The organism is Pseudomonas sp. H11T01 (genome assembly GCF_048515765.1).
Taxonomy (GTDB): Bacteria; Pseudomonadota; Gammaproteobacteria; order Pseudomonadales; family Pseudomonadaceae; genus Aquipseudomonas.
This window is the reverse complement of the sequence record NZ_JBLYED010000056.1, coordinates 1-2,041: the sequence shown is the minus strand read 5'-3', so window position 1 is coordinate 2,041 and position 2,041 is coordinate 1. Positions and strand designations below refer to the sequence as shown.

The 2,041-nt window shown below is 57.2% G+C and carries 2 protein-coding genes; both read right to left on the bottom strand.

Annotated features, from left to right (window positions below; translation table 11 throughout):
* Window positions 1-45: 45 nt before the first annotated feature.
* Window positions 46-1,578, bottom strand: coding sequence for an IS66 family transposase (tnpC, locus tag ACN1C3_RS33135; protein ID WP_419119939.1), 1,533 nt, complete (start codon window positions 1,576-1,578; stop codon window positions 46-48).
* A gap of 18 nt (window positions 1,579-1,596) precedes the next feature.
* A complete protein-coding gene (gene tnpB / locus ACN1C3_RS33130) occupies window positions 1,597-1,956 on the bottom strand; it encodes an IS66 family insertion sequence element accessory protein TnpB (protein ID WP_019412232.1) in 360 nt (119 codons plus the stop codon).
* Between the last annotated feature and the right edge of the window lie 85 nt (window positions 1,957-2,041).

Genomic DNA, 2,041 nt, shown 5'->3' with positions numbered 1-2,041 from the left:
GTAAGCGCTCCATGAACCCCACCTATTCAAAAATAGGCGGCGCGCTTAGCGAGGCGAGGCGAGCGAGCAGTTCCAAGGCAGCAAGGCTTCGTAATCTTCAACCGAGGTTGCCTGTGGCAGGCGTTCAAGTGCGTGGCGCAGCCACGCATAGGGCTCTTGGCCGTTGGCTTTAGCCGTCTCGACCAGGCTGTAAAGTTGAGCGCTGGCCCTCGCGCCTTTGGGCGTGTCGCTGAACAGCCAGTTCTTGCGCCCGATAACGAAGGGCCTGATCGCACGCTCTGCCGCATTGTTGTCGATCGGCAAGTAACCGGCTTCGGTGTAGCGCACCAACTTGATCCAGTTGCTGGCCAGGTAGCTGATGGCTTTGCCCAGTGCATTTTGCGCCGTCACTTGTGGCTGGGTTTTCTCCAGCCATGCTTGCAACTGCGCCAACACCGGCAGGCTGTTTTGCTGTCGGCTTTCGTGGCGATGTTCATCGCCGACTTCTTTTAAATCTCGCTCGATCCCGTACAGCTTGTTGATCAGATTCAGGGCGATATCGGCGCGCCCGGCTTTGCCTTTAGGCTGCACCTTTTGCGCCTCGACAAACTTGCGTCGCGCATGTGCCCAACAGCCTAAACGTTCGACACCGGATTGCGCGCCCAAGGCGTTATAACCAGCGTAATCATCCGTCATCAGGTAGCCGCGATAACCTTCGAGCAGGCGCGACGGAACCTCCTGCGCCCGGCTGGTCGAGTAGTCAAAAAGGATCACCGGCTGATTCGGCGGCCCACCGGTTTGCACCCACATCCAGGATTGGCTGGTTGGCTCTCGATCAGGCTCTTTCAGCACCTGCACGCGCGTTTCGTCGCAGTGGATGACGCGGCTTTCCAGCAGTCGGTCGCGCATCAAATTCAGCAACGGCTGCAAGTGCTCACCGCACTGGATAACCCAGCGCGCCAAGGTCTGGCGTGGGATATCGATGCCGTGGCGGCCCAGCACTTTTTCGAAGCGATGCAGCGGCAGGCCGTCGACGTATTTGGTCGTCAGCAGCATCGCCAGGACACTGGGGCTGGCCATGCTTTTTTCAATCAATTGAGCGGGCTTGTCCGCTGTAACCGGTGCTGTTTCGCACTCGCGGCAACCGTAGATCTTTCGCACATGTTTGATCACGCGGATTTGCATCGGCACGATCTCAAGCTGCTCGCTGATTTCCTCGCCAATGCTGTGTTTACGGCAACCGCAGGCACAGGTCAGTTCGTGCTCGGGCAGTTCGTGGATGACTTCGATGCGCGGAAGATCGCCGGGCAGAGGCTTGCGTTTACCGCGCTGTTTGGTCGGCGCTACGACCTCTTCTTCCACCGTTTCGTCGACAGACTCGACCACGCTTTCAGCTTCGTTGAACAAGGCCATTTGCGGGGTCGCGGGATCGGTTGTTTGCTCTGACTTGCGCCCGAAAAGGCGCTGTCGCAACAGCGCGTTTTCTTCTTCGAGATGAACGATTTTGCCCTTATCCGACTCGCGCTCACTCAGCATCTGCGCAAGCAGTTGCTTGAGCAAAACAGGGTCGTCAGGAAGGTCTTTGGGCATGGCAATCATGCCCCGGATTATACCGAATCAGGCGACGAATCGAGGCGTCAAAACTTGATGTGGTCGGTTACGCCACAAATCAAAGCCGTCCAATAACCAGTTGAGTTCTTGAACCGTCAGCACGATGGCTTCATCCGAACAATCCGGCGATGTTTTAAAGCGCTCAGACTCCAGGCGCTTTAGCCAAAGGCAAAAGCCGTTGCGCTCCCAATACAAAATCTTCACGCGGTTTCGAGGCTTGTTGAGGAAGACGAAAAGCACGGGGTCGAACACCGCGACCTTGATGTCCAGTTCGACCAGAGCGGCGAGGCCGTCGATGGATTTTCGGAAGTCGACGGGCTTGGGGTAGAGATAGACTTTTTCGACTTTGGCGTCGGGACGCATCATGAGGTGCGGGCTCCGGAAAAGAATCGGGAGCACAGCATCGGGGATCAGGTGGCGGCTTTGAATGTGGGGTTCATGGAGCGCTTAC